Below are 24265 nucleotides of genomic sequence, written 5' to 3'. Positions count from 1 at the left end.
AAACTCCCAACAACCTAAGGTTTTATTTTCTCCATAAATTCCCTAATTTTCTCTTCTGTTAACTCACCCGTATAATATTTAACGACCTTGCCATTCTTATCAATCAAAAATGTAGCTGGCAGCGGATCAATTCCATAAGTATTCATTACTTCCTTATCTGTATCAATCATAATCGGAAAATCCAGCTTAAGACGGTCAGCAAATTGATTAACTGCAAGTTTAGATTCTTGAATATCTACTGTTAAAACTTGTACCCCTTTGTCCTTATACTGATGATACTGATTATTAATATACGGCATTTCCTTTTTACAAGGCGGGCACCATGTTCCCCAGAAATTTAAGAAAACCCCTTGGCCGCGATAATCTGAAAGCCGATGTTTATTTCCTTGCATATCAACTAATGCAAAATCAGGAGCTAAGCTATCAACCGCCACTTTTTGTTTATTATCTTGTGTAAAATTAGCATATAGCGTATAAACAACGGCAGCCCCTAGTAAAAGTAGTATGATAGTTCTTACAACTAATCGCCGCTTTTTCAATTAATTCCCCTCCAGTAAATCACATGACACAGTTTGTCTAATTATAGCATTTTGCAACACAAAAACCGTGTAAATGAAGAATAGCATTTGTGACGGTTTTATGAATTTTTTTTGGTTGAGCCTAACCCCAGTGCCCTTAGCTGCTTTACTTCATGTGGGGTTAGCTCTCTTGCATCGCCCGTTTTTAAACCATTTAGTGTTAAGAAGGCATATCGTTCACGCTTTAATTTCAATACATCATGACCAATTGCTTCAAACATCCTTCTAACTTGACGATTTCTACCTTCATGGATGGTTATTTCAACAATGGCCGATTGTTTTTTATTATCTGCTGAAAGCAATTTCACTCTAGCTGGAGCTGTTTTTCCATCTTCTAGACGGATTCCTTTTTCAAGCTTCCTTAGGTTTTCCTTTGAGGGAATGCCTTTTATTTTTGCAACATAAACTTTGTCTATTTCACTTTTCGGATGCATGAGTAAATTAGCAAATTCTCCATCATTCGTTAACACTAATAATCCTGATGTATCATAATCAAGGCGGCCAACGGGATAAATCCTTTCTTTTAAATGCGGAAAGAAATCCGTCACTACCTTTCTACCCTTCTCGTCGTTCACACTTGAAATAACTCCTCTTGGTTTATATAAAAGGAAATAAACAGGTTCTTCTTTCTCAATCTGTATTTCATTTACCTCTACCTTATCAGATGAAGATACCTTGAGACCAAGCTCTGTAACAACCTTTCCGTTAACCTTTACACGCCCTTCTTTAATTAAATCCTCAGATTTCCTTCTTGAAGCAATGCCCGCTCGAGCAATTACTTTTTGCAATCTTTCCATTCATTCCACCTCGAATTTATCTGTATAAAAAATAAGATGGCTCCATAGAGCCATTGGTTTCCTTTTCAGAAATAGTAATTTCCTTATTACTAGGGTAACGAACACAGAAACCTATCCTAATGAATTATGACATAATTTCTTCACTTTTCAAAGTCACGGGTATTATTACAGAAAAATATTAAAATAGCATGTTCAAATTGAACATGCTCATTCATTTTATATTATTTTGTTCCAAAAAACATCGAAACTACTACAATTGCAGCGATAATTCCGACTACGTCGGCAAGTAGACCTACTTTTAGGGCATCCCCCATTTTTTTTATACCAACTGCGCCGAAATAGACGGTTAAAACATAAAAGGTTGTGTCTGTACTCCCTTGCAAAACAGAAGCCAGGCGGCCAATAAATGAGTCTGGCCCATAAACGCCAATTAAATCACTTGTCATTCCCAGTGCAGCATTTCCAGAAATAGGCCTGATAATCAATAATGGCACTATTTCCGCGGGTACTCCAATTGATTTCATCATCGGTCGAATCCAATTCATTAAAGCGTCTAATGCACCGGACGCTCGAAAAATTGAAATGGCCACAAGCATACCAACAAGGAAGGGGATAATTGAAAAGGCAATCTTAATGCCTTCTTTTCCACCTTCAACAAAACTTTCATAGGTTGGGACGCGTTTGAAGGTACCATATAATAGAATAAACCCAATTAGTAAGGGGATAAATGTTAACGAAATAACCGATATCATCTCCATGTTTTTTCATCCTTTTCTGCTTCTGCGATAATAGAAATAACGGTCAATTAAGATTGCACCTAACGCAGAGATAATGGTTGCTATAATCGTTGGAACGACTATCTCAGTAGGAGATGCAGAATGATAATTCATTCTAATCGCAATGACAGTTGTTGGAATAATGGTAATACTTGCAGTATTAATTGCTAAAAAGGTAACCATGGATCTGCTCGCTGAATCCTTTCCCCCATTTAACTTTTTTAGTTCTTCCATCGCTTTAATACCAAGAGGAGTGGCTGCATTTCCCAAACCGAACATATTAGAAATCATATTTGATAAAATATAGCCCATTGCTGGATGGCTTACAGGTACTTCAGGAAATAATCGTTTGACAAGCGGTCGAAAAAGTTTAGATAGACGTTCTAAAAGCCCGGACTCCTCCGCAATCCGCATCATTCCAAGCCAAAAGACGAGAACGCTGATAAGTCCAATACAAAGGGTCACCGCTTCTTTCGCCCCATCAAATATTGCTTTATTCACTTCAGCCATTGTCCCATTGAATAGCGCGAAAATAAACCCAACAACAGTCATAAACACCCAGATATAATTAACCATTGGACTTTACACCAATAAAGATAAGAAAAATTTCCTTTACAAAATCCAACAACCCTTTTTTCTGCTCGGGCACATTCTGATAGTAAATCGGAGTTTCTTGAACAACTCTTCCATCTAAGTAAACTGCTGCCTTTCCAACAATTTTTTCATTCTTCTTGTCATTATCAAATTTTTTGACAGGCTTATTCAACTTATATTTAATAGAAAATAAGTCCATTTCCTCGCTCGTTACAGGATAAACAATTGCTTTCTTTACGTATAAATGATTCTTATAATACTTATTTTTTACATCCTCAATTTTACCCTCAGGTAATACTTCAGCCATATCAAACCCTTTAAATCCACTCTCATACATGGAAATATGATCATTCCAATCGTCTGGTCCGTTCAAGGTTACTGCAATTAGGCTCATATCTCCTTTTGTTGCAGATGTTACCAATGTCCTTTTGGCTCGTTTGGTATAACCTGTTTTCCCACCGGTTGTATATTTATACTTTGTTAGCAAGCGGTTTTTATTTTTCCAGATACGGTCCCAATCTTCTGTGGGGTTTGGTGCTCTATATACCTTTGTACCAGAGATTTTCTTAAAGGTTTTATCCTGCATGGCATAGCGCATTAACACGGCCATGTCATAGGCTGTTGAGTAATGGTCTTCACGGTCATCAAGTCCATGTGGATTGGCAAAATGGGTATTTAACATCCCGATTTCCTTTGCCTTTAGATTCATTAAATAGGAAAATCCCTCTACACTTCCCCCAACATACTCGGCGATTGCTACAGCCGTGTCATTTCCGGACCTTAGCATCAACCCATATACTAGGTCCTTAAGCTTAATTTTTTCGCCTGGCTTTAAATAGACTGACGATCCTTCTGCACGAGTCGCTTGTTCGCTAACTTTTACATATTGATTCATTTTCCCCGATTCGATTGCTAGTTTCGCAGTCATTATCTTCGTTATACTTGCGATTCTCCTTTTTGTGTAGGCATCTTTCTCATAAAGGATACGACCTGATTTCTGCTCTATCAAAACCGCACTTGCTGCACTTACGGAAACTGAAGCATCCACCTTTTGAGGAATGTTAGCAATGAATATTGAGACTATGAGGGAAAACATAACTAGCTTCCAAATCATTCTCATTAGATTAACCTCGTCCCCTTGTAAAGTTATCTAGCTTCAGTGCCAAGGAAGGCACTGAAGCATTTCATTTTTCTTGTACAAGTTTATGCAGGACGAGGCTTGTTATGACAATTTGCTGAAGAAAAACAAAAGCAGACGACAATTTGCCGTCTGCTTATTGATTTTTTGATACCCTAAAATGCTGGCCATTTGATGTCCGCTGCTTTTTCAAACCGCATTTCTACATCATGCCAATTGACTAAGTTCCACCAATTGTCGACATAATCCGGCCTTTTGTTTTTATACTGAAGATAATAAGCATGCTCCCAAACATCTAATACTAAGAGTGGAATGGTATCCCACTGGGTCAATAGCATATGTCGTTCAGATTGCAGTATCTCTAAATGCCTTGCTCGTGGGGACCAAACTAATATGGCCCAGCCTACTCCTTCTACTTGCTTAGCCGCTTCAGAAAATTGCTTTTTAAACGCCGCAAAACTTCCAAAGTATTTCTCAATTTCACCTTTTAACAGTCCTTTTGGATGATCCCCGCCATTGGGGCTCATGTTTTTCCAAAAAATCGTATGAAGATAATGTCCAGACCCATGAAAGGCAAGCTCTCGTGACCAATGTTTAATTAATGAAAAATCGTTAGTTTCCCTTGCTTTTTTAAGATTAATTTCTGCTTTATTTAATCCATCAACATATGCTCGGTGATGCTTATCGTGATGAAGCTTCATGATTTCCTCTGAAATATATGGTTCCAGTGCATTATAGGGGTAGGGAAGGTCAGGGAGTGTATGGCCCCCAGCGGGTACAACTTTTTCTGCCACCCAAATGACTCCGCCTTCTTGTTTTCTTTTAAAATAATTTTCCATTTGCTCATGGATATGCTCAGCCTTCGCTTGAAGGGTTAGTAGCTCTTCATTTGATAATTGTCTGCCTGTGTTTTCAATTAATTCAGTGAAATTATCAAGATGTTCCCATAAATCAGAATTTCCTCCCTCCTTTTCTGATTGAAGAAACTGTTTCATTTGCTCATTCCACTCAAACAGTTCGTTTACATAACGACTAAAACGATCCATTCTATCCCTTCTTCCTGACAATAGGATGCTTTATAAGTAGCCTACCTAGATGGTATGAGGGTGAGAGCAAAAAAAGAACATGATAAAAGGCCGCCCTAATAATAGGACCGCCCTTTCAATGATAATCTTATTTTGATTGGATCATTTTTGTTCGATAATCTGTTTCATAATACTCAAGTTCTTCCCTAATCCTTTGAAACTCACCTTCTAAACTTTTGACCAACTGTACAATACTGTCAGAAATGTTTCGATAAAACTTGATAGAGTTTCTTCCCGTGTAAGCTGACCTGCTGTCTTCGTACCAGGCATCATTCTTCGGTGAGAAAAACTCTTCTATACATTGATGATAAATTTTATAAAGAGTTTTTTCTGCCGCTGCTTTTTGAAAAGGACTGCCTTGCAAAATTACGGAGCACACATCTAAACCTTCTTCACTATAAACAATTAATTTCCGCAAATTTGCAAAGATCAATTTATTATAATTACGATCTTCTTCATTTTCCAAGTCTAATTGCGAAATCGTTGCTTCATTTAAAAAATCCTCTAATGTTAAAATTGTCTTCCCTAAAAAATTCTTTACATCATTTAATTGTGTTTTTACCAATGTATTGCCCATTGTTAACCCCCTAAATTTTTTACTTCGTAAACATTACTTATTTTGGCTGCATAATGAACTCTAGCGGAGAACGAAGCTCATATTCTTTCTTTTGGTTAAGAGAAAGAAAAATTTCAGGTAATTTATTATAATTGATATCTTGAAAATAAGAAGCAAATTCCTGCTTTGAATTAATATAAAGTCGTTTTCGGCTGCGCAGGCCTGGATTTTTCAAGAGACATACAAGCGCTACGATGTCTTTAAACAAAACCTCATTGTTTTCCTGAACCATAATCGGGTCTTGCTTGTACGGAGTGAATTCATGGAAGAATTCATCGAAATACCTAACATATAAAACGTGCAGCGTTTTTTCCTCACCATCTTCAGAAAAAGTAACGATGCTTCTGTTAAAAAAGTCCTCAGAAGTATTTGATTGTTCCTTTTCTAATTCAAAGCCATTACACTTTTTAATTAACAAATTAATCCCACTCCTTGGCCAATGACAATATCACTTGTAAATCTTTTTAACATGTCGTGAAAGAATTGAATAATTAACCTACATTTATTTTATCATAAATTTAAGTAAGTATTGGAAAATTAAGAATTAATCGTCTCCTGAAATTTTTCAAAAAATAGATCTGCCTCTTCCTGAATAAATTCATCTTCCGCCTTTTCGGGAAGCTGGGGTAGTTCTTCAATACTTTTCAGACCAAAATAGTCCAGAAATTCTTTCGTTGTTCCATATAGGTAGGCTCTTCCTGTACCTTCTGCACGGCCAACTTCTTTTATTAACGCTTTTGCCATTAGTGTATGCAACGGTCTTTCTGTTTTCACACCGCGAATTTCCTCAATTTCAGCTCGAGTGATTGGCTGTTTATAGGCAATGATGGCCAATGTTTCTAGCGCTGCCTGTGACAATGTGGAAGTATGGGGGGAATCAACAAGTTTCTTTATATAAGTTGCATTTTCTTTCTTTGTTGCAAGTTGATAGGTACCAGCAAGCTGGACCATCATAATTCCCCTTTTGTTGTCCCGCTCATATTCTTTTTTCAGATCCTCAATGATTTCACTTGCCTTAAGTTCATTCACTTCTAGAACCTCTGCTAGCTGTTTCAGTGAAAGCCCTTCATCCCCTGCAGCAAACAAAAGGCTTTCTAGGATACTGTTCCAGTTAATGATTTCCAATCATTTCTGCCCCTTCCTTTACGGCTTTAACATAAATATCTCCAAAGTTCTCTTGTTGCTGGGCGTCAATCTCTTTTCGTTTAATAAGTTCCAAGACGGCCAAAAAGGTTACGACGATATGGTCCTTAGCCGGATAGGGAAATAATTCATTAAAGTTTTTTTGTCCTTTAAGCTGCTTAAGTTCCACCATAATTTCTGTCATTCTGGTTTCAATAGATATTTCCTGACGAGTAATCTTCGTTGCCATTGGGCGCTGAAGTTTCTTTCGTCGCATTAATTTTTGTAAAGCAGCCAGCATATCATACAGAGAAACATTTAACTCTTCTTTTTCCGGCTGTTTCTCTTTCGCAAACTCAGAAAGATCACTTGGCGGCTTTGTATACATGAGCCCTCGTTCCACTTCCATGAATTTTAAGTCATGGGCTGCTTCTTTATATTTTCGATACTCTATTAGACGCTCAACAAGTTCGTCTCTTGGATCTTCTTCGAATAACAAGTCAGGATCCTCTACATCGAGAACTTCTTCATGCTTTGGTAAAAGCATTTTACTCTTAATTACGAGCAACGTCGCAGCCATAACTAAAAACTCGCTTGCAACATCGAGCTTGAGCTCATTCATTGTCTTTATATACATTAAGTATTGCTCGGTTATTTCGGCAACCGGAATATCATATATATCAATTTCTAAACCATTAATTAAATGGAGCAGCAAATCTAATGGTCCTTCAAATGCATCAATTTTCACCTGGTATGGCATTATAACTCACCAAAATTCTTTAAAATAAGTTCGTTGATCATTCACTTCGACTATTAATAGTATAGAGGATTAAATAAGGTTATCCAATAGAAAAATCAACTTGGCGAGGGAATATTATCAAAACATGATGATTGCCCATAACAATGGACAAATATCCTACATATGATGACAAGGAAAAGAACAAAACATTTTTTAGGAGGTAATGAATATGTCTGACCACGGATTCGGATCCGGATTTGCGTTAATTGTAGTTCTATTTATCTTGTTAATTATCGTTGGTGCTTCCTGGGTCTATTAATTAAAAATTAGGAAGTGTACAGAATTAAACATATTACTGTGCACTCCGGCTGGCTACCAATATTAGTTAGAACTACTTGCCCGTCAATATTGACGGGCTTTTTTTATTGAAAAGTAAAATTCTAATATTTTAGAGGAACCATTAACTGTGATAAACTATACTAAACATTTTGTAAGGGGGAGAATTGCTTGTACCCGAGCGAGTATATACATTTTTTAGCCCATTTTCATGGCGATCGTGATTATTTCGAGTGCCATGAACTACTTGAAGATTACTGGAAAAAGACCGATCCGAGAAACAAGGATTCCGTCTGGGTCGGTTTTATTTTATTGTCAGTATCTGCTTATCATCATCGTCGAAGTAATTTTAGCGGTGCTGAACGAACATTAAGAAAAGCAATAATGATACTTAAATTACAATCGGATTCGTTGACAAAACTCGGATTAAATAAAGTGGATTTTTACCACTTGTTAAATAGACAGATTTCTGCATTGCAAAAAGGAGACTCATATAGAAGCATTTCCTTACCCATTTGTGACCCCGACTTATTAGAATATGCGAAAAAAGCATGTGAACAAAGGGGGTTTATTTGGGGAAATGAAAGTGATCTTACAAATAGCTCCCTTGTCCACCGTCATAAATTACGTGACAGATCCAGTATAATAGAAGAAAGAAATCGGTCATTAAAGACGCGGAAAAGCAGCGAATAAATTTATTATTCGCTGCTTTTTTGAATGTAATCTAGCAAAAATCACATTTTTCGATAAAAGCTGCTGTATTTTCATTTGCAGTAATTTCTTTTTCTGCATACATTTCTTTCAGTGCTTTAACCATTTTTTTACCGATTCCCTGAAAACGATGCGAAGGATTCACGGAGATATGAAGGATTTCTATAGAATTGGTATCATCGTGGTTCAAGACACCCAAAAGCCCTATTATATCTTCTTCTTTCCAAAGAAAAAGCTGCAAATGCTCTTCTGTTTCATATTCCTTCATGGTTTGTTGGAGCTTTTTTAAGTCTTTTTCGCTGGGCATAAAGGATAATAAACCCATTGCAATTTTTTCGAATGTTTTTTTATAACGAATTAACATTTAGATCCCTCATTATATTAAATAAACCGATAAAATATTTGGTTTAACAATAGTATATTTTTACCAAGAAAATCAATATTAAACATTATTCATTATATGTAGTCGCAGATATTATGTTTCATTAATCACCATGATACATAATAAATGGTCAATCATCAATAAAATTATTCTTAGTGTCTGGGTCCAATAAAAATCCAATAAATAATTCCCCATAGAACGGACAAGCCAATAAGAATACTAAATAAAACCCAGTTAGTTCTCTTCATGAAAAAGCTTCCTCCAAAATAAGTTTTGAAGATGTTGTGCATGACTTCCATTCTACACTAAATTACAAAAATAATCTATTCTCCTTACATCTGCTTACAAATTTTGCTTTTTTTTATTAAGATTAACTATCTATGAAACTTCCGCGTGGATATTTACGTTATTATTATTGGATTCGGTTATATTAATTAATAAAAGAGTCTCAACAATTCTTTACTACCTTTTAGAGTTACGAGGAGGAAACTATGAAGAAAATTCTTATTTACTTATTGTTAAGTTTGCTACTTATCAATCCAGTTCGCACTTTTGCTGATATAGCTGAAGGGGACATGATTGTTACATTAGGTGAAAATTTAACAAATGAGCAAAAGAATACACTTTTAACGGAAATGGGTGCTCCAAATGATGTACAAATAGTAACTGTATCGAATCAGGAGGAACATCAATATTTAGGGAAATACGTATCAAAATCATTCATCGGCACAAAGGCCATATCATCATCAGCTATAACCATTCAACCTAAGGGGTCTGGGATTACCGTTGAAACAAAAAATATTAACTGGGTTACGGACGAGATGTATGTCAATGCCCTTATCACTGCGGGTGTTAAGGATGCAAAAATTTATATAACATCCCCGGTTACGGTTTCTGGAACAGCCGCGCTTACTGGTATCATAAAAGCCTATGAAATATCAGCTGATAAAACGATTCCTGAAGAAGTAAAACAAGCGGCAAACCAGGAAATGGTCGAAACCGCTAAACTAGGAGAATCCATTGGTGATAAGAACGCTGCTGCATTAATTGCGAAAGTGAAAGAAGAAATTGCTAAGAATAAACCAAAAAATGATGAAGAATTACAAAATATTATTAAACAAGCTGCAAATGAATTAAATGTTAAACTTACCGATGAAGAAATGAAACGATTAATGGACTTTTTTAATAAGCTCAAAGATTTAAACATTGATTGGAACCAAGTTAGCGACCAACTTAATAAAGCTAAAGATCGTATTTCTAAATTTCTTCAATCAGAAGAAGGACAAGGTTTCTTAGAAAAAATTAAACAATTTTTCAACTGGTTCTTTGATGCTATAAAATCCATATTTTCCTAATTAAACCAGAAAAAGCTGCCACTTCAAACGAAGTGACAGCTTTATATTTTTTATTTCAGCGGCAAATCATGGCGTAGTAAGTCTTCGTAGGTCTCTCTTTTTACTACAAGTGTTGCTGTTCCATTTTCTACAAAAACGACAGCCGGACGCGGGATTCGATTATAGTTATTTGACATTGAATAGCCGTAGGCACCCGTGCAAAAAACTGCGAGTATATCCTCTTCTCCAGTTTCTGGAAGCGGCAAATCCCAAATCAACATATCTCCAGATTCACAGCATTTCCCAGCGATTGAAACAGTTTTATTCGCTTTCGTTAATGGCTTATTTGCAAGAACAGCTTCATATTTCGCCTGATAGAGTGCAGGTCGAATATTGTCACTCATTCCGCCATCAACTGCTAAATACTTTCTAACACCAGGTACTTCTTTAGACGAACCCACTTTATAAAGGGTAATTCCAGCATCGCCAACAAGTGAACGACCTGGCTCTATCCAAATTTCCGGCATTTTTAAAGAGTAGCTCTCCGTTAACTTTTTTACTTCCCGTATAATTTCACTCACATATTGGAATGGTTGTAATGGTTCATCTTCTTTTGTATAGCGGATCCCGAAGCCCCCGCCCAAATTTAAAACCTTTGCTTCAAAGGAAAGTTCCTTTTTCCATGCTTCCATTTTTTCGACAATCTTTTTTGCAGCTAATAGAAAGCCGGTTGTTTCAAAAATTTGTGATCCAATATGGCAATGGAGTCCAAGTACCTCAAAGTTTTCAATTTCAAGCGCCATTTTTAATGCGTCTTCCGCTTGTCCATTTTGAAGATCAAATCCAAACTTCGAATCTTCCTGCCCAGTTAAAATGTAATCATGCGTATGGGCTTCGATTCCCGGAGTTACCCTTAGCAGGATAATTACATGGGCATTTTTTTCGATCGAAATTGCTTTCAATAGAGCAAGTTCCGAAAAATTATCCACAACAATACAGCCGATTTCCTGATCCAGTGCCATTTCTAACTCTTCTCTGCTTTTATTATTTCCATGAAAATGAATTCTCTCGACTGGGAATCCTGCAACCAAAGCAGTATACAATTCACCACCAGACACTACATCAAGTGATAAACCTTCTTCCTCGGCGAGCTGAATCATGGCAATGGTTGAAAAAGCTTTACTAGCATAGGCCACTTGCGCCTTAATATTTTGTTCTTCAAATGCCCGCTTAAAGGACCGTGCCCTCTCGCGCATTAATGCGACGTCATATACATAAAGGGGAGTTCCAAATTCTTTAGTCAACTCAACAGAATCAACTCCGCCAATTTCTAAATTTCCATTTTTATTTACCCCTGTTGTCCCGTAAAAATACATTCCCTTCCCTCTCTCTCAATCACTCACTATAGTTTATGCGGACAATCATAAAAGATAATAATAAATAGACAGAATCTGCAAAAGATACTGCCTATTTTCACACTTTATCCCTTTATTTAATTAAAATTACTTTAGCATAACTGCTAGAAAAGTGCAATTATTTCTCGTTCGCTTTAGGCGGCTGCCTGTATCGGTTTCTAGGATGTACAATACTAGGTCTGAGAATGGAGCCTGGTATTGCTCTGCGGACAATTATCTGCAAAAATCCTTTCGGTTCAAAAGGTAGGAATGGCCATAAATAAGGTGTATTAAGGGCACGTATATTAACAAGGCAAAGAAAGAATACCGTCGCCCCAATGATAAATCCAGGCAAATGGAAGAGTGACACAAGAATCAACAGTGTTAATCGACCGATTTTGTTTGCTACGCTCAACTCATAACTAGGTGTTGTAAAAGAGCCAATCCCCGAAACGGCGACGTACAAGATTACCTCTGGAACAAATAGACCTACACTAATAGCAATTTGCCCAATCAATATTGATGCGATTAAGCCCATTGCTGTAGAAAGCGGTGTTGGTGTATGAATAGCCGCTAATCGTAAAAATTCAATCCCAAAATCCGCCAAAAATATTTGAACGATAATTGGAATATTGGTCTGTTCATTCGGTCCTATAAATGAGAGTTTTTCAGGTAATAATGAAGGTTCTAATACGAATAACAACCAAAACGGGAGTAGAAAAATAGATGTCCAAACACCTAAAAAACGCATCCAGCGCATAAAGGTTCCCATTGCCGGTGATTCCCGGAACTCCTCAGCATGCTGTAAATGATGAAAAAATGTAGTAGGGGCGATAATAACACTTGGTGAGGTGTCGACATAAATAACAACATGCCCTTCAAGAATATGTGTAGCTGCAATATCAGCACGCTCCGTATATCTTACCAGTGGAAATGGATTCCAACCCTGTTTCAAGATAAATTCTTCGATTGTTTTATCAGCCATTGGAATTCCGTCTGTTTCAATTGCTTTTATTTCTTTACGAATAATATTTATCATATCTGGATCTGCAACATCTTCTAAGTAACCTAATGCCACATCTGACTTTGACCGTTCGCCTACCTTTAGCATTTCGAAGCGCAGTCGTTCATCTCGAATTCTTCGTCTTGTTAAAGCTGTATTCAAAATAATGTTTTCAACAAATCCATCACGTGATCCTCTAACTACCTTTTCTGTATCGGGCTCTTGAGGTTGCCTGCCTGGATAGCTTCTAACATCAATGGCAAAAGCAGTATTTTCCCCTTCCATTACAACAACAATCAATCCAGATAAAACCTTGTCGACAATGATATCCAGCTGGTTAATCTGTTCAACAGATTGATTAACTAGTCTATTTTCAACAATCTTAAAGAGGTCTGTCGATAATTTTTCATGATAATTGATTTCTACTAATTCTTTAATCAATTGAATAATGTAAATGGTATCACATAACCCATTAACATAGTAAATATGGACGTCTTTTTTGAGGACTTTTAATTTCCTTACTCCAAAATCAAAGCTTACCCCAAGGCCCACCCGCTGTTTCATATAATTTTCTATTTCATTTACCGATTCCGGGATTGGCCATTTTTGTTCGTTACTTCTTGACATGAAAGCCACTCCTTTCAAGTATAAGCTCCACTGCTTTTTTCGTTATCGGGGAACCCTGCTTGTAGGAGTCACGTCTTGCCATTTTTCCAACATCCCCAACGCCTATGATGATAGGTACCTTCAATTCATCGAGGCAGTAAACAGTGTCACCATTTATTCTCCCGATTTCAAGCTCTGGTATACCAAATTTATCTACCCCATATGGTGTTAAATTCCCATCACGATCGATGCTTACGTCCACCCTGGCCCATTCTTCATGTCTTGATTTTGCTGCGACAGCAATGATGCCCAGAACTTCAATTTCTTTATGTTGAGCAACAAATTTCAATGCATTTTCACCTGCGCCTTCTCCAACTATGCCACTATCATCAAACATCACTAATACAGGATCGTGAGGAGTCTTTTTTATTAACTCGACTAATTCAAGTCCAGTTAATGTTGACGGATTTCCTTGGGAACTGGAAATACACCTGCCGCCAATTTCTCTAGCAACATGCTCTACAGCCCTTTTTGCATATTCGTCACCATCAGTTATTAAAATAACACGCCTCCGAATGCTCATTCTGTGATGTCCTTTCATCAGAAAAGCGTAAGCGCCTGATAAGCACTAGTGCTAGACTGTTTTCAAAAGTTTTAATGATGAACAAAATAAACCCATTGGAAGATAGATCCAAAAATCTTCCCTAATACGATGGCCATAATTAATATGGCAATTTCTCCATCTAATCGGATTCTTTTGGCGAGAATGGGGAAGACATTTAATACCTCTGTAAGAGCGGCAGCCAACATTCCATAAAAAGTCCCACCGGTCATTCCTAGAAAAATTAATGGGAAGGAAGGGATGTTTAAAATAGGGTCCCTTAGGCTCGCTCCTACCCCCGTGAGTGCTCCTAAGACTACTGCCCATTCATAGTGTTGAATCATTTTCATTGTTTTACTAAGTTGTGTTAGTCTCGGGATAACTCCGAGCACCGTAAGAAAAGCTACAAAACCAGAACCTACTGCCAGTCCGCTTGCTACACCTAAAAAGATAATCGCTAAAATACTAATCATCATTGATTTTTTTTATACTTTCTTTATTTTCATGGATAATTACGTAATTATCTAAATCCATTTGGTAATTAAACATTTCTACTTCTAGAGGACTGGGTTCTTCATTAATACGTTTCTTAAAAACATGATTAAAAAATAGTATCATTCCTAAGCCTAAACCAATAGAATAGGGGATTTGAAACAGTAATGGTTTTGTTTCTTTTTTTCCAGTAATGATGGTATATATTTTTTCTTGGACACTCTTCATACTTACATCATCATGAAAATTCATGATCGCCATGGCTGAACCAAAAAATAAGAGAAACCATATTAAAAGAAAATAGGGAATGGAAACTCCCTTTTTCTTATACGTGACTTCAATGATGGTTTGCGCAGGACCAATGGTTTGAACTTCCATTTCTCCAAATTCTCTTTTTAATATGTGGATTACTTTCATGACATCTATGATGACTATATTCTGGTCCGCATCTGTTAATTGATGGATCATCATAGTTTGTAAATGTGAAAGAACTTCATCCGGGGCAATGACTTGGGCAATATCCTTTAACAATACTTTTTCTTCAGGCGGTGTTTGGACACGATTCCGCATGCGGATGTATATTGTTTCTTCCAAAACATTCACTTCCCACACAATGATTTCCTCGTATAAATAGTATGGGTAATAAGCATTTTTTTCATGAAATCCAAAAACTTCCAAAGTAATTCGACAAATGAAAAACCGTATGAATCAGAGATCCATACGGCCTTTCATTTGCTGCAATATTTTTTTTTCAAGTCGCGATACTTGTACCTGAGAAATCCCGAGCCGAAGGGCGACTTCAGATTGTGTTTGGTCTTTATAATATCGTAAATAAACAATAAGTCTTTCCCGTTCATCCAGTTCACGGATAGCTTCCTTTAAGGCAATTTTATCAAACCATTTCCCATCATTACCGTCATCAATTTGGTCAAGTAATGTAATCGGGTCCCCGTCATTTTCATAAACGGTTTCATGAATGGAAGAAGGCGTCCTGCTTGCTTCTTGAGCAAGGATTACATCCTCCGGTGTCAACTCAAGATGGGCTGATATCTCGTTAACGGTCGGAATTCTTCCAAGCGTTTTCGATAAATCGTCCTTCGCTTTTCTGATTTTGTTTCCCATTTCTTTCAGTGAGCGGCTAACCTTAACGGTTCCATCGTCACGGATAAATCGCTGGATTTCACCGATAATCATTGGAACTGCATATGTCGAAAACTTTACATCATATGAAAGGTCAAATTTATCAACTGATTTTAATAATCCGATACAACCAATCTGGAATAGGTCATCAGGGTCATAGCCCCGATTAAGAAACCGTTGGACAACAGACCAGACCAGACGCATATTCTTTTCAACGATTAAATCCCTTGATACTTGGTCTCCGTCTTGGCTCTTTTTGATGAGCTCTTTTACTTCATGGTCCTTTAAATATGTTTGACCTTTATTGTTCTTAACCTCCACATCCATTGGCAAGTCTCCTTAATTGCAAAGCATTTTGCGGTTTTGTAAATGCTTTCGTAATCTAACCTCGGTTCCTCGACCTGGCTGTGAATGAACCTCTACCTCATCCATGAAATTCTCCATGATAGTAAAACCCATACCGGAACGTTCTAAGTCCGGCTTTGTTGTAAATAATGGCTGACGAGCTTCTTCCACATCTACAATTCCCATTCCAACATCTTTTATTGTCAGATCAATTAAACTATCTTCAATGATTACTTGAATATAGACAATTCCATTTGGATCATTTTCATAACCATGTATAATTGCATTGGTCACGGCTTCTGACACGACTGTTTTGATTTCTGTCAACTCATCCATATTAGGATCTAGTTGTGCTATAAAAGCTGCAACAGTTACACGGGCAAAGGACTCATTTTGACTTAATGCACTGAATTGAAGATTCATTTCATTCTTCACTCAGGCCACCCCCAATCTTTGCAATGCAAATTCCTCTGTCGGTTCCATTTTTATGATTTTGAATAAACCAGACATATCGAATAATCTTTGTATTGCAGGGGAAATTGCACAAACCACCATTTCACCGTGCACCTGTTTAATTTGTTTGTATCTGCCTAATATAACGCCTAAGCCTGAACTGTCCATAAATGCAAGATGTTCCAGATTTAAGACAATATGACGAATATCATTTTTTTCAATAACTGCTATAGCTTTTTCGCGAAGTTCATCCGCGGTGTGGTGATCTAATTCACCGCTTAAACGAATACATAGAACGTCATGTTTTGTTTCCATATTAATATTAAGACTCACTATCCACGTCCTCCTTAATCTGGTATAGTGAGTCAATTCTCTTTACGGGTGTAAATATCCTTCTCCAAATACAAAACAAGTTGTTTTTCGCTAAAAGAAGTGACATATCTAGTTATTTCGACACCGAAAACCGGAAGTGTCTTTATTTACCCGCCTTTGTAAACATACCGAAGGAACGTTTATATAAGGTCCACCATCCAGCTTCCTTTACATTTTTATTTGCTAATAAAGGACTTTCTAGAAACACTTCTCCGTCCTTAATCAACTTTATGGTCCCTACTTTATCACCTTTATGAATTGGGGCATTAAGATTTTTATTGATAATCACCTTACGTTTTACATCCGCTGTTTTTTCGCCCTTTTTAGTCAGCAAGGAAATTGGCTCACTTGTTACAGCCTCCACAGACTTTTCCTGTCCTTTGCTTATTCTCACTTGGGCAATGGTCTGGTTACGTTTAAACATTGGATGTGTTTGATATTGGTTGAAGGCATAGTTAAGCATTTTAGTTACTTGGGCATTTCTTTCCTTGGATGTGGGTGCACCAAACACCACTGCAATTACGCGCATGCCGTTCTTTTGAGCTGTTGCTGTTAAGCAGTACTTCGCTTCTGCAGTAAAGCCGGTTTTGAGTCCGTCCACACCAGGATAAAAGCGCACCAATTTATTGGTATTAACAAGCCAGAATTTTTTGTCTGTATTTTCACGAAGATATGCTTCATACATACCGGTGAATTTCGTAATGTCTTCATATTTTAATAGTTCCTTCGCCATAATAGCCATATCACTTGCAGTGCTGAAATGACCACTGACCGGGAGTCCCGTCGTATTTTTAAAGTAAGTATGTTTTAAGCCAAGTTCTTTGGCCTTATCATTCATCATGTCAACAAATGCTTCTTCTGACCCTGCAATTCTCTCAGCCATAGCAACAGAAGCATCATTTCCAGAACCAATTGCAATTCCTCTTAACATTTCCTTGGTGGTCATTTCTTCGCCAGCTTCAAGAAAAATTTGTGAACCACCCATCGAGGCAGCATACTCACTTGCTCTGACTTTTTCATTCCAAGTAAGTTTTCCTTGATCGATTGACTCCATAATTAAAAGCATCGTCATAATTTTGGTCATACTTGCAGGTGGAAGCTCTTCATTACTGTTTTTCTCATAAAGCACTTTTCCGGTATCACGTTCAATTAAAATAGCGGATTTTACATTGTTGACGATATCAGCATTCTTCTTTTCTTCAGCATTCTTTTTTTCTTCAGCTGCAAAAGCAGATGTACTCATTAAACTTGTAAGTAAAAAAAATGTCACTATCGCAGAGACAAATCGTTTCATTCGCATAACCCTCCATTCTTTATAGCATCCATTTTTTCCAAAATTAATAACTTTATACAATTATTCCCTGTCAAAAAAATAAAAATAGGGTGTCAGGCACCATGTGAATTTTTCACATGGTACCTGACACCCTTTAACCTGTTTTATTCTGTTATTTCTTCATGGACAAGGATTGGTGCGTTTATTTTTGTTGCTGAAATTTTAATATTATGATAAAGCTTTGTTTTTACTTCTTCTACATTTTCGATGTTGCTGTAAATCGTTACTAATGATTCGCCTTTTTTGACTTGGTCACCGATTTTCTTTCTTAAGACAAGGCCCACTGCTAAATCAATAACAGATTCCTTCGTTGCTCGACCAGCTCCAAGAATCATCGCCGCTGTACCAACTTCATCTGCAACAATTTCGGATACATAGCCATCTTCTTTGGCTTCAAGTTCAAAGGTATACTTTGCTTGAGGCATTTTTGAAGGGTCATCAACAATTGATGCATCCCCACCTTGTGAGCTTAAAAATACTTTTAATTTTTCAAGTGCTGATCCGTCCTTTATGACACCTTCAAGCAGGGTGCGTGCTTCTGCTAATGAGCCAGCCTTTTCTGCTAAGTAAACCATGTGGCTGCCTAGGGTTAAACAAAGCTCTGTTAAGTCTTCAGGACCTTCACCCTTTAAAGTATCAATTGCTTCTTTTACTTCAAGGGCGTTACCAATCGCAAAACCAAGTGGTTGACTCATGTCAGAAATAACAGCCATTGTTCTTCTGCCAACATTGTTCCCGATTCGCACCATTGCTTTTGCCAATTCCCGAGAATCATCAAGTGTCTTCATAAATGCACCCGCGCCGGTTTTGACATCAAGAACTATGGCATCTGCACCCGCTGCTATCTTTTTACTCATGATAGAACTTGCGATTAGTGGAATACTATCAACAGTTGCTGTAACATCACGTAAAGAATAAAGTTTCTTATCGGCAGGAGTTAAATTTCCACTTTGACCAATGACAGCAATCTTATTTTTATTAACAAGGTCGATAAATTCTTCATTTTCAATTTCAACATGGAAGCCTTTTACTGCTTCTAATTTATCAATTGTTCCTCCGGTATGGCCTAAGCCGCGCCCCGACATTTTTGCCACAGGTACCCCAAGTGCAGCAACCAGAGGTCCAAGAACTAGGGTAGTTGTGTCGCCTACACCGCCAGTAGAATGTTTATCAACTTTAATTCCCTCAATTTGTGATAAATCAATTTGATCTCCTGATTCAACCATGGCCATGGTCAAATCGGCTCTTTCCTGTTCCGTCATCCCTTTGAAAAAGATAGCCATCGTTAAGGCGCTAACTTGGTAATCTGGAATCGAACCATCGGTATATCCTTTAATAATAAAATTTATTTCTTCTGTTGATAGTTCCTGTCCATCTCTTTTCTTCTCTATTAAGTCAACCATTCTCATTATAATCACCACTTTACGAAATTTTCCTATAACAGAATTTATATCACACCGCTAACCGGGCGCTTCCGCTTTGTTATTAAGCGATCGTTTTTACAATTTCTTTTATATATTGAAGAAAGTCAGCTTTCACTCTTTCTGTTGTTTCAATAACTTCATCATGGGTAAGTGGTTGATCAAGAATTCCTGCTGCCATGTTCGAAATACAAGAAATTCCAAGAACCTTCATACCACTGTGACGGGCAACGATTACTTCTGGTACAGTCGACATTCCGACTGCATCTCCGCCCAAAGTGCGCACCATTCGTATTTCAGCAGGCGTTTCATAAACAGGACCAGGGTTTCCGAAATAGACGCCCTCTTTCACCTTGATATTTAAGCGGTCGGCAATTTCCCTTGCTACAGCACGTAATTCTTTCGTATATGCCTCAGACATATCAGGGAAGCGGACACCAAACTTGGAATCATTCGGTCCAATTAATGGATTTGTTCCCATATTATTAATGTGATCGGATATTATCATTAAATCCCCTGCAGAGAAGGTTTCATTCACTCCGCCCGCTGCATTGGTTACGATTAACATTTCAACTCCAAGTTCTTTCATGACGCGAACGGGAAAGGTTACTTTTTCCATAAGATATCCTTCATAGAAATGGAATCTTCCTTGCATGGCAACAACCTCTACTCCACTTAATAAACCAAACACTAATTGTCCAGCGTGACCTTCAACTGTAGAAATTGGGAAGTCAGGTATCTGATTATATGGAATTTTTACAGGGTTCTCTATTTCATCCGCTAGGACACCGAGGCCAGATCCTAAAATAAGACCAATTCTGGGCGTCCTCTCATATTTTTGTTTTAAAAATCCTGCAGCATTTTGAATTTTTTCAGCATTCATTTCTATACCCCTTTTGAATTTAATTCGTTTAAAAAACTTTTTCCGAAGTTAGGTAGTTTCACATTGAAGTTTTCAGCAACAGTTGCGCCGAGGTCCGCAAAGGTCTCTCTGATTGGGAGCTCTTTCCCTTCGTTCATACGCTTTGAATAAACAAGTAAAGGTACGTATTCACGAGTATGGTCAGTTCCTGGTGCAACAGGGTCATTTCCATGGTCTGCAGTAATCATTAATAGGTCGTCTTCTTTCATTTTTGCAAACACTTCTGGCAGGCGTGCATCATACTCTTCCAGTGCTTTTCCATAGCCTTCTGGGTCACGACGGTGTCCGTATAATGCATCAAAGTCAACTAAATTTAAGAAACTAATACCTGTAAAATCCATATCCAATGTTTCTACTAGCTTATCCATTCCATCCATATTAGAAACTGTTCTAAGTGATTGAGTTACGCCTTCTCCATCATATATATCGGAAATTTTTCCGATCGCAATAACATCAAGACCAGCATCTTTTAATTCACTCATTACTGTACGGTCAAAAGGTTTTAATGCATAGTCATGACGGTTAGAAGTACGTTTAAAATTTCCAGGTTCCCCCAAGAAAGGTCTAGCAATGACACGGCCAACCATATACTTCTCATCAAGAGTCAATTCACGAGCGATTTTGCAGATCTTATATTGCTCTTCAATTGGGATAATTTCTTCATGTGCAGCAATCTGAAGGACAGAATCTGCAGAAGTATAGACGATCAATGCTCCTGTTTTCATATGCTCTTCGCCCAACTCCACGAGGATTTCAGTTCCGCTAGCGGGCTTATTGCCAATAATTTTTCTGCCTGTGCGTTTTTCTAACTCTAAAAGAAGCTCATCCGGAAAACCCTCTGGGAATACACGAAAAGGGGTTTGAATATTAAGGCCCATAATTTCCCAGTGACCTGTCATGGTATCTTTTCCGTTAGAGGCCTCCATCATTTTTGTATAATATGCTAATGGTTTTTCTGCTTTTTCAATTCCTTTAATTTCACGGATATTGCTTAAACCCAACTTGCCCATATTTGGCATGTTAAGACCATTCATTCTTTCCGCTATATGACCAAAAGTATCTGCACCCTTGTCACCAAACTTTTCCGCATCTGGGGCTTCGCCAATACCAACCGAGTCCATTACGATAATAAAAATACGTTTATATGTATTTGCAGCCATTCAATTCTTCCTCCTTTTTCCGTAGAAAACGTTTGCAAATATTAACATTACACAAGAATAGGTTTCCCTCTTTAGTTTAGTATTATAAAACTAATCTAAATCTATTCGTCAGAAGTCTGACATCTATATTGTACTAAATGTTTTAAAAATTACAAGGAAAAAGCCACCGAATTTCAGGCAGCTTTTTGACAATTATATGATTTTTATAGAACTCTCATTCTATTAAGCTCGAGGATGAAATTTACTATAGACGTCTTTTAACTTTGTTTTTGAAACATGTGTATATATTTGTGTGGTTGAGATATCTGCATGACCTAACATTTCTTGGACTGCTCGTAAATCAGCACCATTTTCTAACAAATGAGTTGCAAAAGAATGGCGAAGGGTATGTGGTGTTAGTTCTTTATCTATTCCGGCTTCTCTAGCAAGCTTTTTCAATATTTTCCAAAACCCTTGGCGTGTTAGCTGCTTCCCTTGATGGTTTAAAAACAAAGCATGATTTTGTTGCTTTGCGGATGTAAACCGAGGTCTCCCATATTCCAGGTAATGTTTTATGGCATCAGCTGCAGCACGTCCAATGGGAATAATTCGTTCTTTATTCCCGTTACAACGAACAAACCCCATCGTTAACTGAATATTATCAATCTCAAGACCTATTAGTTCACTAACACGGATACCTGTAGCATATAGCAGTTCAAGCATAGCCTTGTCCCTTATTCCAAAATGATCTTGTGTATTAGGTGCGTCCAGCAGGATTTCTACTTCTTGTAAACTCAATACATTGGGCAGTGATCTTTCAAGTCTGGGTGTTTCTATTTGAACAGATGGGTCTTGATCTGTTGCCTTGGCCCTTAATAAAAATTGATGAAATGCACGGACAGAGGCGATGTGCCGTGCCAATGTTTTCGAGGATTTCCCCTGTTCTTTTAGAAATCTTAAAAAGTGGACAATATGTACACGTTGTACATCATTTAAAGAATGGACGGATTCGACATTTATCAAATAATGAAGATAGTTTTTTAAATCTCGCTCATACGCCATAATTGTGTTTTTGGCTGAACCTTTTTCAACGGTTAAATAATCCATAAAATCCTTTAATTGCTCGTCCATCGCATTTACTCCCCATTTAAATAAAACAACATCAGCCGATCTAACAAGGAAGAATCCTCCTCATACACTGCGTTCGAAACTTTTAGCGCAGCTCCTTCCGGTTCATCATAGCGATGATAATTTTGATATTCTTCATTCACCAACATAATACCATAATAGAAAAGAATCGTGCATCCTGTGAATATGATAAAGACCTTTAAGGTTTTTAATGCTGCTTTTAAAAATAAGATCATCCCGCTTCCCCCAATTTCCAATCATCTAGTAAAATGTATGCCAAAATAGATAAATTTTATACCTAGTCATTGGTAATATAGGGGAAGTTCTTTTTACTAAAAAGAAAAAAGCCCTTTTCAAGGAGCTTTCATTGGTTAATCCGCTTTTTCTTCCTCTTTATCTTTATCTTTATCTTTATCCTGGCATCGGTAACAGATCCCATGAAAAGTGAGGCGATGATCTTTTATTTTAAAATTCCATTTGCGTTCCACAACTGCTTCTACATCTTCAAGTAAATCCTCTTGAATTTCATCAACGGCACCACATTCAATACAAACAAGATGATGATGAAAATGGGCTGCACCTTCCTGGCGAAGGTCATAGCGAGAAACCCCATCCCCAAAATTTATTTTATCAACAATTTTTAATTCCGTTAATAATTCCAACGTCCGATAAACAGTTGCTAAACCAATTTCAGGCGATTTTTCTTTCACGAGGAGGTATACATCTTCCGCACTTAAATGATCCTCTTCATTTTCCAATAAAACTCGAACGGTTGCCTCACGCTGAGGTGTTAGTTTATAGCTTGCTGAATGCAACTGTTTCTTAATTCTTTCAATTCTAGTTTCCATCCTGTAGTCCCTCCCTCGCCACTGTTAATTCTCATTATAACAGATGACAATTGAGAATCAAAATAAAATTATTATAAACTACAATAAACAATTTTCTATATTAAGTATTATATAATAATTACTTTAAAATGGTTGAACTAATGATGGTTTTCATTAACCAAGGCGATAGATAGGCCTCTATCCCAGATGCTGCAGCTATAAATATTACCGCTACAATCAAGGTTAAAATATAACTTTTAAAAAAAGGAAGGATTGGCTGGGCATATTTTTTCATAAACTGCTTTTTGATCATTCGAAGTGAGAAAATCACTGATAATGCTGCCATCATTATGAATACGGGAATAATAATCAGATTCTGAGGCAAAATCGAAACAAAGGCGAGCATAAAGCCCTGCCAGCCCATTTGACTGACTAGAAAACCCACGGTAAACCCAACTACCATTCCTTTAATAAATAATAGAATAAGTATCACTGGAAGACCGATGATTGAAATTCCTAGTATCCACATGAGCCCAATAAACTTACTATTATGGAAAAGGCTTTGCAGGAATAAATCATTGTCTTCTGCTTCTTTTCCGCTCGAGACTTGGCCAAAAAATTGTGATAAATAGTAGAATAAATCTTCCTTCTGAGTAATGCTCATACTGTTTACAACAATTGCCCCAAAGATTACTCCCATTAAAAATAAGACAACAATAAACAAAAAAATTGAGGAATGCTCACGGAAATAACTAGCGGCATCGGACTGGTACAATCGTTTTTTCATTTGCGTATCCTCCTACTATTCTCAGTTCAGTTAATACATTGTATGCCAGTCTAGTATATCTATTCCCACATTTTAATAGATTACATAATAAAAC

Annotated in this window: 30 protein-coding genes; 3 read left to right on the top strand and 27 right to left on the bottom strand. The window is 37.3% G+C overall.

All coding sequences use genetic code 11. The annotated features are described in order from the left end of the window. Positions 1-14: 14 nt before the first annotated feature. From resA to J7E77_RS28955, 10 genes are all read right to left on the bottom strand, one after another. Positions 15-539, bottom strand: a complete 525-nt coding sequence (gene resA, locus J7E77_RS29000; protein ID WP_214718946.1) for a thiol-disulfide oxidoreductase ResA — start codon at positions 537-539, stop codon at positions 15-17. A 98-nt stretch (positions 540-637) separates the two neighbouring features. After that, entirely contained in the window at positions 638-1375 is a 738-nt protein-coding gene (gene rluB, locus J7E77_RS28995) for a 23S rRNA pseudouridine(2605) synthase RluB (RefSeq protein WP_088088839.1), read from the bottom strand. A 221-nt stretch (positions 1376-1596) separates the two neighbouring features. Next, positions 1597-2133 (bottom strand): spore maturation protein, encoded by a 537-nt coding sequence (locus J7E77_RS28990; protein WP_088088841.1) that lies wholly within the window; start codon positions 2131-2133, stop codon positions 1597-1599. Between the two features lie 6 nt (positions 2134-2139). Then, positions 2140-2727 (bottom strand): nucleoside recognition domain-containing protein, encoded by a 588-nt coding sequence (locus J7E77_RS28985; RefSeq protein WP_214718944.1) that lies wholly within the window; start codon positions 2725-2727, stop codon positions 2140-2142. Then, positions 2720-3865 (bottom strand): D-alanyl-D-alanine carboxypeptidase family protein, encoded by a 1146-nt coding sequence (locus tag J7E77_RS28980; RefSeq protein ID WP_214718942.1) that lies wholly within the window; start codon positions 3863-3865, stop codon positions 2720-2722. The genes J7E77_RS28985 and J7E77_RS28980 overlap by 8 nt, the downstream gene beginning before the upstream one ends. Positions 3866-4038: 173 nt before the next feature. Next, positions 4039-4929 (bottom strand): superoxide dismutase, encoded by an 891-nt coding sequence (locus J7E77_RS28975; RefSeq protein WP_214718941.1) that lies wholly within the window; start codon positions 4927-4929, stop codon positions 4039-4041. Positions 4930-5056: 127 nt separating this feature from the next. Continuing rightward, on the bottom strand, positions 5057-5545 hold the full coding sequence (locus J7E77_RS28970) for a YpuI family protein (protein ID WP_214718940.1): 489 nt from the start codon (positions 5543-5545) through the stop codon (positions 5057-5059). A 37-nt stretch (positions 5546-5582) separates the two neighbouring features. Next, positions 5583-6002, bottom strand: coding sequence for a hypothetical protein (locus J7E77_RS28965; RefSeq protein ID WP_214718938.1), 420 nt, complete (start codon positions 6000-6002; stop codon positions 5583-5585). 119 nt (positions 6003-6121) lie between these two features. Then, positions 6122-6709, bottom strand: coding sequence for an SMC-Scp complex subunit ScpB (gene scpB / locus J7E77_RS28960; protein ID WP_214718937.1), 588 nt, complete (start codon positions 6707-6709; stop codon positions 6122-6124). Continuing rightward, complete coding sequence (locus J7E77_RS28955) at positions 6696-7466, bottom strand: segregation/condensation protein A (protein WP_214718936.1); 771 nt, start codon at positions 7464-7466, stop codon at positions 6696-6698. Before J7E77_RS28955 ends, scpB begins: the two co-directional genes overlap by 14 nt. 202 nt (positions 7467-7668) lie before the next feature. Between J7E77_RS28955 and J7E77_RS28950 the strand changes: the two genes are divergently transcribed. Together J7E77_RS28950 and J7E77_RS28945 are read left to right on the top strand one after the other, a co-directional pair. Beyond that, on the top strand, positions 7669-7764 hold the full coding sequence (locus J7E77_RS28950) for a YjcZ family sporulation protein (protein ID WP_251026711.1): 96 nt from the start codon (positions 7669-7671) through the stop codon (positions 7762-7764). 188 nt (positions 7765-7952) lie between these two features. Then, positions 7953-8474: a DUF309 domain-containing protein gene (locus tag J7E77_RS28945; protein ID WP_214718932.1), complete on the top strand. Its 522-nt coding sequence runs from the start codon at positions 7953-7955 to the stop codon at positions 8472-8474. 31 nt (positions 8475-8505) lie between these two features. On the opposite strand, the gene J7E77_RS28940 is transcribed toward J7E77_RS28945, so the two are convergent. Beyond that, positions 8506-8856, bottom strand: coding sequence for a GNAT family N-acetyltransferase (locus J7E77_RS28940; protein ID WP_214718931.1), 351 nt, complete (start codon positions 8854-8856; stop codon positions 8506-8508). A 509-nt stretch (positions 8857-9365) separates the two neighbouring features. Here J7E77_RS28940 and J7E77_RS28935 point away from each other — a divergent pair. Then, positions 9366-10229 carry a DUF1002 domain-containing protein gene (locus tag J7E77_RS28935; RefSeq protein WP_214718930.1) on the top strand — a complete coding sequence of 288 codons (864 nt, stop codon included), beginning with the start codon at positions 9366-9368 and terminating at the stop codon, positions 10227-10229. 50 nt (positions 10230-10279) lie between these two features. Here J7E77_RS28935 and lysA read toward each other — a convergent pair whose 3' ends face one another. From lysA to spoIIM, 16 genes are all read right to left on the bottom strand, one after another. Beyond that, positions 10280-11584 (bottom strand): diaminopimelate decarboxylase, encoded by a 1305-nt coding sequence (gene lysA, locus J7E77_RS28930; protein ID WP_214718929.1) that lies wholly within the window; start codon positions 11582-11584, stop codon positions 10280-10282. Between the two features lie 157 nt (positions 11585-11741). Then, positions 11742-13232 (bottom strand): spore germination protein, encoded by a 1491-nt coding sequence (locus J7E77_RS28925; protein ID WP_214718921.1) that lies wholly within the window; start codon positions 13230-13232, stop codon positions 11742-11744. Next, entirely contained in the window at positions 13219-13788 is a 570-nt protein-coding gene (spoVAEA, locus tag J7E77_RS28920) for a stage V sporulation protein SpoVABEA (RefSeq protein ID WP_308160837.1), read from the bottom strand. The genes J7E77_RS28925 and spoVAEA overlap by 14 nt, the downstream gene beginning before the upstream one ends. A 77-nt stretch (positions 13789-13865) precedes the next feature. Beyond that, positions 13866-14288, bottom strand: coding sequence for a stage V sporulation protein AB (locus J7E77_RS28915; protein WP_214718918.1), 423 nt, complete (start codon positions 14286-14288; stop codon positions 13866-13868). Then, positions 14278-14898 carry a stage V sporulation protein AA gene (locus J7E77_RS28910; protein WP_214718916.1) on the bottom strand — a complete coding sequence of 207 codons (621 nt, stop codon included), beginning with the start codon at positions 14896-14898 and terminating at the stop codon, positions 14278-14280. Before J7E77_RS28910 ends, J7E77_RS28915 begins: the two co-directional genes overlap by 11 nt. Positions 14899-15012: 114 nt before the next feature. Next, positions 15013-15771, bottom strand: a complete 759-nt coding sequence (gene sigF, locus J7E77_RS28905) for an RNA polymerase sporulation sigma factor SigF (protein ID WP_088088857.1) — start codon at positions 15769-15771, stop codon at positions 15013-15015. Positions 15772-15783: 12 nt separating this feature from the next. Continuing rightward, complete coding sequence (gene spoIIAB, locus J7E77_RS28900; RefSeq protein ID WP_088088858.1) at positions 15784-16224, bottom strand: anti-sigma F factor; 441 nt, start codon at positions 16222-16224, stop codon at positions 15784-15786. Then, positions 16225-16575: an anti-sigma F factor antagonist gene (gene spoIIAA, locus J7E77_RS28895; protein ID WP_168244969.1), complete on the bottom strand. Its 351-nt coding sequence runs from the start codon at positions 16573-16575 to the stop codon at positions 16225-16227. It abuts the gene before it with no gap. Positions 16576-16717: 142 nt separating this feature from the next. Further along, a complete protein-coding gene (locus tag J7E77_RS28890) occupies positions 16718-17908 on the bottom strand; it encodes a D-alanyl-D-alanine carboxypeptidase family protein (protein WP_214718914.1) in 1191 nt (396 codons plus the stop codon). 143 nt (positions 17909-18051) lie between these two features. Then, positions 18052-19356, bottom strand: a complete 1305-nt coding sequence (locus J7E77_RS28885) for a pyrimidine-nucleoside phosphorylase (protein ID WP_214718907.1) — start codon at positions 19354-19356, stop codon at positions 18052-18054. Between the two features lie 76 nt (positions 19357-19432). Further along, positions 19433-20251 carry a purine-nucleoside phosphorylase gene (locus J7E77_RS28880; protein WP_214718905.1) on the bottom strand — a complete coding sequence of 273 codons (819 nt, stop codon included), beginning with the start codon at positions 20249-20251 and terminating at the stop codon, positions 19433-19435. A 2-nt stretch (positions 20252-20253) separates the two neighbouring features. Further along, positions 20254-21450, bottom strand: a complete 1197-nt coding sequence (gene deoB / locus J7E77_RS28875; protein WP_214718903.1) for a phosphopentomutase — start codon at positions 21448-21450, stop codon at positions 20254-20256. 222 nt (positions 21451-21672) lie between these two features. Beyond that, positions 21673-22560, bottom strand: coding sequence for a site-specific tyrosine recombinase XerD (gene xerD / locus J7E77_RS28870; protein WP_214718901.1), 888 nt, complete (start codon positions 22558-22560; stop codon positions 21673-21675). 5 nt (positions 22561-22565) lie between these two features. Continuing rightward, positions 22566-22793, bottom strand: a complete 228-nt coding sequence (locus tag J7E77_RS28865; protein ID WP_088088865.1) for a YqzK family protein — start codon at positions 22791-22793, stop codon at positions 22566-22568. A 135-nt stretch (positions 22794-22928) separates the two neighbouring features. Further along, a complete protein-coding gene (gene fur, locus J7E77_RS28860) occupies positions 22929-23405 on the bottom strand; it encodes a ferric iron uptake transcriptional regulator (RefSeq protein WP_214718899.1) in 477 nt (158 codons plus the stop codon). A 118-nt stretch (positions 23406-23523) separates the two neighbouring features. Beyond that, the gene (gene spoIIM, locus J7E77_RS28855) at positions 23524-24171 is read right to left on the bottom strand and encodes a stage II sporulation protein M (protein ID WP_214718897.1); all 648 of its coding nucleotides are present in this window, start codon (positions 24169-24171) and stop codon (positions 23524-23526) included. Positions 24172-24265: the final 94 nt, after the last annotated feature.

It is taken from the genome of Bacillus sp. ISL-77, from assembly GCF_018613105.1.
Note: the sequence above shows the minus strand (reverse complement) of the source record. Positions and strands in the feature narration are given on the sequence as shown.